The following is an 8,581-nucleotide window of genomic DNA, read 5'->3' as shown; positions in this document are numbered from 1 at the left end:
ATCCACAGAGCCGGGCCGTAGCCTGTCGTGGGTCGCGCTCGCGCCCAGCGAATCCTTTCCGAGGATTTCCACGTAGTCAGGGAAGTCGACCAGCCGGGTCACCTGGCTCCAGCCATCCTCATCGCGACTTGTCACGACGACCGATTCGTGATCGGATCCTTCAAGCGCATCAAGGATCGCGGGGCTGTGGGTTGTGGCGATGGTTCGCACCTTCCGGGTGGCCGCGGACGCCTTCAGCCTCTGCAAGAGGAGGGCCGCCTGCGACGGGTGGAGCCCGTTCTCAAGCTCCTCGATGACAAGGACTCGCCCGCCTGCCCCTTCCGCATCGCTTGCGGGCGCGTCGAGCATGGCAGCAGCCATCGACAGGAAGCGGAGGGTGCCATCACTCATCAGGCGGGCAGGGACTGAGCGATCCTGGCCTCCGATTCGTTCGTTGATGGTGACCATGACATCGCCCAGATCGCTCGACACCGAAGATAGATCGGAGATCTGGGCCTCCGAAAGGCTCCTGGTCATGGCGGTCAGTTCTGCTGCGGTCTCTGATTGTGCCAGTAGCCGTCTCAGGACGGCTGACAGGTTGTCCGCAGTCCTGCGAAGATGATCGTCCTTCTCAGGGACGTACTCGCGCATCTGGTGCGGGACGGGGTCCAGAAGGAATGTGGTTGAGATGGCCCGCAGAACACCGGCAGCCACCTCATGAACAGCTCGGCCCGCCTGAGTTGTCGCGGGCACGCGCGTTGCCACTTGTGCGGTGAGCAATTGATTCGCACGCAGCTGAAGCGGCGGGTTCAAACCGCGCTTCCCGTTCTCCCAACGTGCAGTAATGTCCCCGGAATGTGAGCTTGGCGCCTCAGACTTCAGATACTCGAGCGGTTCGCCACGACGGGCGCCCGAGGCCCGGATGCTCCACAGCCGCTCGCTCCAGATCTGTAATGTGGGGCGGACTTGGATTTCCACGTCGAGATGTACTTCGGAGCCGTTGACGTGCGCGCTGCAACCGATGCTAAAGCGATCCTGCCCCAAGGGCGCGCAACCCTCCGATCCGCCGCGGACGACCGGGCCTTCGCGTCCGCCGTCCAGAGCGTCACGCAGGTCGGCGCCAGTGGCGAGCGCTGAGAGGACGGCCAAGCTGTCCAGAATGTTCGATTTTCCTGAGCCGTTGCGGCCGACGATGAGCGTCAGCGGCCCGATCGGCACGGAGGCGTTCCGCACGCTCTTGAACGCGGCTAAACGCAACTCTGTCAACGCACCATTGTCCATGCTGTCAGCCTACGGTGAGCCCGTTCGGGTTGCCACTGGCTGATGGATCTGTGCCGGATGGCCGCCCCCTCGTCACCGAGTGTTTCGTTGCCCTACCAACAGGGAAGGCGTCCCAGCACGGGGGGTCTGGGTTGCTGCTGTCCAACCATGCCACGGCTGCGGTGAGATGTCGCTCTGAGGGCCGGATCGCCGCTGCTTTGATCGTTGCGGCTGCGCTAATGTCTGTTTTCCCGGATGAAAGAGACGCTGTTGTGACCGACCTGGGGGCTGAGCCCACCGTGATCGAGGGCCTGACGATCCTGCGTGGTGGCGTGCAATCCACCGATCAGGGCTGGTTCAAGGAGGGCTGGCATGCCGGGAGACTCGCGTCGCTCGGGATCGCGGGGTTCACTCCGGTGCAGCTCAACGTCCTGCACACCAATCGTCGCGGCGTCACGCGTGGCTTCCATGCCGAGCCTTGGAACCGGATCGTCAGCATCGTGGCGGGTCGGGCGCTTGGGGCGTGGGTGGACCTTCGTCCGGGGCCAGGTTTCGGGACGGTGGCGACCTGCGAGTTGGATGCGGACACGGCGGTGTTCGTGCCACGGGGGGTCGCCAACGCGCACCAGATTCTGACCGAGGAGACAACGTTTCTGTTCCTGATGGACTCGAACTGGACACCGTCGGCGCGGGAGCTTGGAGCCTACGTCAACCTGTTCGACCCGGTGTTGGGGATCGAGTGGCCGATCGGGGCGGCGGAGGCGGAGGTCTCGGAGAGGGACCTGGCGCTGCCGTGGCTGGCTGAGACGTCGCTGATGCCCGGGTTTGAGGTCGAGCCGTACCGGGTGCTGTTCGTGTGTACGGGCAACATCTGCCGTTCGCCGTATGCGGAGGTCGTCGCGGCGGCGTCGGGGATGGTGGGGGTGGAGTTCGCGTCGGCGGGGACGCATGCGGTTGTGGGGGCTGGGATGGAGCCGTCGATGGAGATGCTGCTGCCTGACGGCGTCGATGGGTCGGGGCATCGGGCGCGGCAGTTGACGCGGGAGTTGGCCGAAGAGGCGGATCTGATCGTGACGTTGGCGGCTGAGCATCGTCGGTGGGTGTTGGATGCTTGGCCCGGGTGTGGTCAGAAGGTGTTTGTGATCGGGCAGGTGGCCCGGGAGATGGGTGGGCTGCCTGTGGGGTTGAGGTTGGGGGAGTTGGCGGGGCACCTGTGGAGACACCGGTCGTCTGCTCCTGGGGATGATGTGCCGGACCCGTATCGTCGGGGCGATGCGGCGGCGCGGGAGGCTGCGGGTCGGATCGACGGGGCGGTCGGGGCGATCGTCGAGGGGCTGCGGGCGTTGAAACGGTGAGCCGGGGCCTCTCTGCCGCACTTCTACGCCGGTTCTTTCGCGTACCGCCTTGGTCGCCCAGTCGGTGTTGCCGCCGATCTGCCGCGTTACCAGCGGGAAGGCTCGTCACCAGCGATATGTCGTCGATACCTGTGGAAGGGCTCGTCACCAGCGGTATACCGCTGGTGTTGCGCTAAATCGTTGGTGTCCGAGCCAGACCGCTGGTGTCCGCGCCAAATCGTTGGTGTCCGCGTCGGATCGCTGGTGTCCGGGAGGGCCGACGGGTCCGGCCTTGGCGGCTCGTGGGACGATTGGGCGGGTCTTGCCGACTCTCAGGGTCCGCGTCACCAGGGATATGTCGTCGATACCTGTGGTAGGGCTCGTCACCAGGGATATGTCGTCGTTACCTGTGGAAGGGCCATTCACCAGCGGTATACCGCTGGTGTTGCGCTATATCGTTGGTGTCCGCGCCAGACCGCTGGTGTTGCGCTATATCGCTGGTGTCCGCGTCAGATCGCTGGTGTCTGCGCCAAACTGCTGGTGTCCGCGGCAGATCGTTGGTGTCCGGGAGGGTCGACGGGCCCGCCCTTTTGGAGGAGCCCGCCTCCTTCCCGAGACCGGAGACCAGCCCCCGGAACGGGAGAACCTCTCAACCGGCGTCTTGAGCCAACCCGACGAACGGTTCGGCCACCCGTGACGCCACCACCACCCGGTGGACGAAGCTCAACTTCTCGGCAACCGGGCCGGGGATGGTGAATGGGTACAGGTCGCCCTTGCCCATCGCGTGGTTGGCGCGGTTGAGCAGGTGCGAGATCCAATGCCAGTCGGCCAGGGCGACGCTCATGGGTACGTCTGAGTAGTCGGTCCTCGGGACGACGTCCGCAGCGAGGGCGGGCTGCCTGCCCTGCTTCATGACCAGCCCGCCGGTGGCGGTGATCGCCAGCGTCAGCAGGATGTGCTGGTAGTGGGCGAAGGTTTCCGCGAAATCCTCCCACGGGTGCATCGTGGCGTAGGAGGAGATGTGGGCCTGCTCCCAGCCTGCCGGGGCGCCGTTGCGGTAGTGGCGTTGCAGCGCGTCGGAGTAGGACGAGCGCTCGTCGCCGAACAGCGCCCGGCACTCGTCCAGCATGGCCCCGCCGGGCTGCTCGACGAGTTTCCACTGGTAGTAGTGGCCCACCTCGTGGCGGAAGTGGCCGAGCATCGTCCGGTAGGGCTCGCCGAGGTTGATCCGCAGTCGCTCGCGATGGTCGTCGAGGCTCTCGGTGAGGTCGATGGTGATCACGCCGCTCGCGTGCCCGATCGTGACCGGGGAATCCCTGGTCGACGCGAGCAGGTCGAACGCGAGGCCACCCTTTTCGAACCAGAAGGGCGTGATGGGGAGGCCGAGGTCTGCGAGCCCGATCAGAAGTCGACGCTTCGACACCTCGGTTACGGCGAGCTTGCCCATCGCGACGGTGTCGGAGGGGTCGGGTCTAGTCCGGGTGAGTCGGCAGGCGTAGCACTCCCGGTGTCGGCCGTGGGTCGGGACGCCCCAGTTGCAGCCCCGGGCGCGGCTGACACAGGCGTCGAAGCCGGGGGCGTCGAGGGGCAGCGACCGTTTGGTCGCCGGGTCGAACAGGACCGGCTGAGCGCACGACTCGCACGTCAGGGATTCGATCCAGAGGGGGGCCCCGCAGGCCGGGCAGTTCAGCACTGTTTGCACGGGGAACACGATAGTCAGCGCGGCGGCTCTTGCGCTGGTCGGGTGGGTGCGGGCCTCGTCGAGCGTGCCGCCGTCCCAGTGCGCAGCCTCTTCGTGTGATTTCGACCGACCCTCCGCTCGATCCGATGGAGGCGGTTGGGCGTTGATCCTGACGGTCGAAGGCCCAGGCGGTCAGGCGTGGACGCCTTGGGCTGTGAGGGCCCAGCCCTTCTGATAGTTACCAATTCTTGGTAACGTCGGTGGTGTGAGTACCAATACGTCGATCAGCCTGGACGACCACTTCGTCGAGTTCTTGGCGCGGGAGGTCGCGACCGGACGATACCGATCCGCCAGTGAAGTGGTCCGGGCAGCGTTGCGCCTGCTGGAGGATCAGGAGACGCAGATGTCCGCGTTGCGCGCGGCGCTCGTGGCCGGTGAGGCGAGTGGTGATCCTGAACCGTTTGATCTGGATGCGTTCATCGCGGCGAAGAAATCGTGACTCGCTACCGGCTCACTCCGGCCGCACAGTGCGACCTTTCCTCGATCTGGGACTACACCTTGGAGCGCTGGGACGCAGACCAGGCAGAGCTCTACGTGACCGAGATCGGGGCAGCCATCGAGCGCATCGCAGATCAGCCGGGACGCGGGCGCAGGTGCGACGAGGTTCGCGAGGGTTATCGGTGCTACGGCATCGGCAGCCACCTGATCTTCTATGTTGACGGCGAGGGCGGGGTCGACGTGATCCGCATTCTCCACCAGAGGATGGACCAGTCACGGCACCTGTAGCGCTTGTTGCATCGTCGGCTGCCGCCTTGCCGGAGGGCGCGTTCTTGGCACTTTCCCCTCAGTTGCGTCGGACGATCGCCGGAAAAGTGCGGCGAGACGGGTCGCAAACGGGCTCTGCGACGAAAAGCTCATTGTGACCGCACTTATCCGTCATCGGGCGGGGCGGCCCGGTGCCCAGCCTGAGAAGATGGGTCGATACCAACAACCTGGGAGGGGCCATGTGGTCGACGGCGACCGAACTGTGGCGGGAATGGGTACGGCTCCGCGTGATCCGACCACAGGACTACGACACCGACGTCGCCGAGCACCTGAGCGCACGGCCCGCGGCGCTGGGGGGCCCCTACCCGAACGGGCCCATCACCGACGCGATGGACCGGGCCGGGTGGAGCGCCCGCGATCTCATCCATGCCCTGGCCCCGCTCCTATCCTCGTTCGCCGGCATGCAGCGCGACCTGCTCCGGCTGCTGGAACGCGTCGGTGCGACGTCGGGCACCGGCGAGAACATCCGGGTCAGCTACGAGTTCGCCGACGGGGACACGATCGACGAGTCACTGGCCGCATTCCGGGAGCATGTGCGACTGATCGAGACGGTTGTCATCCAGCTGAAGCCGTGGACGTTTACGGCGAGACACGCCTGGGGAGTCCCCGTCATCTGGGACCACGTCTCAAGCGACTGGATCGATGATCTCGTGACGGCGGGGGGCGCCGACCGCAGGGAAGCGTGGCGGTTCGAGAACGGAATCCCGGACGTCGAACCGTCGGGGGATGCGCGCGTCGACGGGCGCGCCAGTCGCGTCGTCGACCTCGTGCGCTACGTGCTGGGTCGCCTCGAATCCATCGGCGCCGACACCGTCGAGGTGCGCGACCGGGTCTTCGGAGACGCTGACGAGGACCTCGACGCCGAGCAGCGCGAGATCGGGCAGGCCGCGGCCGACTTCTGGCCGTTGAGCGTCGCGTCGGGCGTACACGGGTGGGTTGCGGCGATCGCAAGGGGCGCGACCACCTCGTCGGATGAACAACTCGAGGAGTTGGACCGCTGGCTCGACGGTTTCGAGGCCGGGGAAGCCAGGGACATGACGGTCGAGCGGGCCGTCGACCTGCTGACCGACGTCCTTTCGCTGCCCGCCTGGGGCAAGCGGCACGAGCTGTACTCGGCCTGGATCGCGACGCAACTCGACCGGGCTCTGGATTCGCGGCTGGAGTTCGTGGTGACCGACGGCGCGCTCCGGTTTCCGTTCCGGGCGACGCTGCTTGCGCGGCTCGACCCGCCCGACGGCGACCTCACCCTCTGGTGCGAGGTGCGGCTACCCGCTGCGGGCCCGCTCGGGGGAGGGCGGAAGGCCAACATCCAGCCCGACTACTGCTTCAGGCGCGGGTCGGACGACGTCACCGTCGCGGCCGTCGAGGTGAAGCAGTACAAGGCGGCAGCGTCAGGCAGGCACGCCGTCACGATGCGCGACTATGTGGGGTCGCTGCCGGGCGCTCCCGTGTTCCTGGTCGCGCACGGCCCGCTCGGAGACGGGGCCCTCGACGCCGTCCCGGTCGCCGAACGAGGTCGCGGTCACCTGCATCCGAACGTCCGGCCCGACCGGCCGCGGGAATCGGGGCTGTTCCGCGCCGACGTCGCCGCGTCGTTTCCGCCTCCTCGCAGGCGTCCGGCGCGCATCGAGTTGCGCTGGTCGCCGCGGGTGCATGACGTCGACCTGCACGTGCGGCTCGGCGACTCCGAGACGTCGTACAAGGGCAACGCCTCGCACTCGGTGCTGAGGAAGGACGAGGTCGAGGGCGGCCCGGAGATCGTCGACCTGGTCCCTGGGGTCGACGGGATGGTGGAGGTGCGGGTACACGTCTACTCGTCGTCATCGCTGGAGGAGGCGAGGCCGGTGGTCGCCTTCTTTGGGGAGGACGGCCTGGTCGCCGAGTTGGTGCCGACGCAGGCCGTGCTGGACTCGGGGGAGAGGTGGTGGACGGTGGCGCACATCGAAGGCGGGAGGGTGGTGGCCGACGCGGAGTCGCGCATGCAGAGCTGGGACGGCGTGGGGAGATGAGTGCCGGTGCGGCGAGCCATGCCTTGCGGGGTATCGACCTTGAGGCGGTGGTTGTTGCCGCTCGGGACGCGGGCATGGATCCGTCCGATGCGGTGGTCGACGCCGCAGCCGACGCGTACCTGGCGCAGTGGCCGGACGCGGCTCTGACGGAGTTCACCTATCACGGAGCCAGGTTCCTCCTCGATGCCACGGAAGGGGTCGATCGCACGGTTCTGGCCATCGGGCACCCCGAGTCGCCCGGCCAGGCGAGGGAGGAGACCTACCAGAGAGGCTTCCCGATCCCCGAGACCTGCGCCGGGAGGCCGCTTGACCGCGGCCACCTGCTGCCCTACACCGCGGGTGGCGGATACGGCCCGAACCTGTTTGCCCAGGACCGTGCGCTCAACCGCGGCTGGTCGAGCGACGGACGCAGATACCGCGCCATGGAGCGGAAAGCGATTACCGACGCGGCTTCCAGCCTGTTCGCGGTGCTGCTGGTCTATGTGGACGAGACGCTGTTACCCGGCTACGTGCAGCTGACAATCATCGGGCCTGGGCGATGCGAGTCGCAGGTGTTTCGCAATCGGTTCGACGGCGTCGAGGGGCGTGAACGGCTCGCCGTGGAACTCTGCGGGGCAACCGACGGGCAGCTTGGCGCGCTGGGGGAGGAGGCGGTCGCGGTGATCCTTGACGAGGAGTTTGATGTGACGCTCGTAGCCCTCGGCGACGCGGGTATGCCTCGGGAGGAGGGGCGTCAGGATCTCGACCTTGTGGCCGTCGTCGAGGGCGAGTTGGTTGCCTTCGAGGTTAAGACGATGTACCGCTCGAAGCGGGCGGGTCGCTTGACGCGCGCAGGGAACCTGACGCGACCACGGTTGAGATCCACGAGCACGGGGCGTCGGCAGGGCAGCCAAGGCTACGTCGCTGAGCGGATCGAGGGCATCGTCGATACTGGAGCAGGGTTCGAAGGGGTCCGTGTCCAGGTCGTCGTCGTCGACTTGGTACTGATGCTCGCGCAGTTCTTCGAGGTGGGAGACCAGGGCACCCGGTTGAGGCCGGCGGGGTCGCCGGTGCCGTGTGAGCGGGCTGTCGGTGTCGCGCTTGAGCGCATCCGCGCGCACCGAGGGCATTTATGAAGTGGGTCAACCGACCGTTGGATGAGTCAGGGGCGACCCCTGGCGGGGGCTGTCCTTCGGGTGGAAGATGGTCATTCTCGGACTAGCCGCCTCGTGAGCGTCAGCGAGTAGGCGTGTCGCAACCACCTTGCGGCGTACCGCAGGAGCCGCTTCAGGGCTGAGAGCGTGCATAGATCTCTCTATGCGTCGAGGGGTGTCTGTATAGCCGTTGCTTCGATGTATGCAGAGACCTGTGCACAGGCTTGACGGTCGCGACGCGCTGGTTGAGCCGCCCGGCGAGTTCTACGAGCAGGCGTGACGAAACCTCCTTGCGGACGGTGCGGAGTCTCGGCCGGCGCGCTGGTTGAGCCGCGCCGAAGGAGCGCAGCGACGCCTGCG

At 66.8% G+C, this 8,581-nt stretch carries 8 protein-coding genes; 5 read left to right on the top strand and 3 right to left on the bottom strand.

Annotation, left to right across the window (positions count from 1 at the left end):
- Positions 1-1,260, bottom strand: a 1,260-nt coding sequence (locus tag BUC15_RS18000) for an AAA family ATPase (protein ID WP_073191260.1), incomplete at its 3' end; no start/stop codon positions are given.
- Positions 1,261-1,511: 251 nt separating this feature from the next.
- On the opposite strand from BUC15_RS18000, the gene BUC15_RS17995 reads away from it, so the two are divergent.
- Positions 1,512-2,594, top strand: a complete 1,083-nt coding sequence (locus BUC15_RS17995) for a dTDP-4-dehydrorhamnose 3,5-epimerase family protein (protein WP_073191257.1) — start codon at positions 1,512-1,514, stop codon at positions 2,592-2,594.
- Positions 2,595-3,222: 628 nt separating this feature from the next.
- On the opposite strand, the gene BUC15_RS17990 is transcribed toward BUC15_RS17995, so the two are convergent.
- Positions 3,223-4,275 (bottom strand): zinc-binding metallopeptidase family protein, encoded by a 1,053-nt coding sequence (locus BUC15_RS17990; RefSeq protein ID WP_139280357.1) that lies wholly within the window; start codon positions 4,273-4,275, stop codon positions 3,223-3,225.
- 244 nt (positions 4,276-4,519) lie between these two features.
- Here BUC15_RS17990 and BUC15_RS17985 point away from each other — a divergent pair, with 244 nt between their 5' ends.
- The 4 genes from BUC15_RS17985 (at position 4,520) to BUC15_RS17970 (ending at position 8,203) form a co-directional block, all read left to right on the top strand.
- Positions 4,520-4,753 (top strand): type II toxin-antitoxin system ParD family antitoxin, encoded by a 234-nt coding sequence (locus BUC15_RS17985; RefSeq protein ID WP_073191254.1) that lies wholly within the window; start codon positions 4,520-4,522, stop codon positions 4,751-4,753.
- A complete protein-coding gene (locus BUC15_RS17980; RefSeq protein WP_139280356.1) occupies positions 4,750-5,040 on the top strand; it encodes a type II toxin-antitoxin system RelE/ParE family toxin in 291 nt (96 codons plus the stop codon). The genes BUC15_RS17985 and BUC15_RS17980 overlap by 4 nt, the downstream gene beginning before the upstream one ends.
- A gap of 218 nt (positions 5,041-5,258) precedes the next feature.
- Positions 5,259-7,088, top strand: a complete 1,830-nt coding sequence (locus BUC15_RS17975; RefSeq protein ID WP_073191248.1) for a hypothetical protein — start codon at positions 5,259-5,261, stop codon at positions 7,086-7,088.
- A complete protein-coding gene (locus BUC15_RS17970) occupies positions 7,085-8,203 on the top strand; it encodes a DNA/RNA non-specific endonuclease (RefSeq protein WP_073191245.1) in 1,119 nt (372 codons plus the stop codon). Before BUC15_RS17975 ends, BUC15_RS17970 begins: the two co-directional genes overlap by 4 nt.
- A gap of 151 nt (positions 8,204-8,354) precedes the next feature.
- Here the strand turns inward: BUC15_RS17970 and BUC15_RS20580 are convergent.
- Positions 8,355-8,581 (bottom strand): hypothetical protein (locus BUC15_RS20580; protein WP_217652296.1); only part of this gene is annotated, 227 nt, incomplete at its 5' end.

Origin of the sequence: Tessaracoccus bendigoensis DSM 12906, assembly GCF_900141915.1 — a bacterium.
Taxonomy (GTDB): Bacteria; Actinomycetota; Actinomycetes; order Propionibacteriales; family Propionibacteriaceae; genus Arachnia; species Arachnia bendigoensis.
The sequence above is the reverse complement of the archived record's forward strand: the minus strand, read 5'-3'. Positions and strand labels throughout refer to the sequence as shown.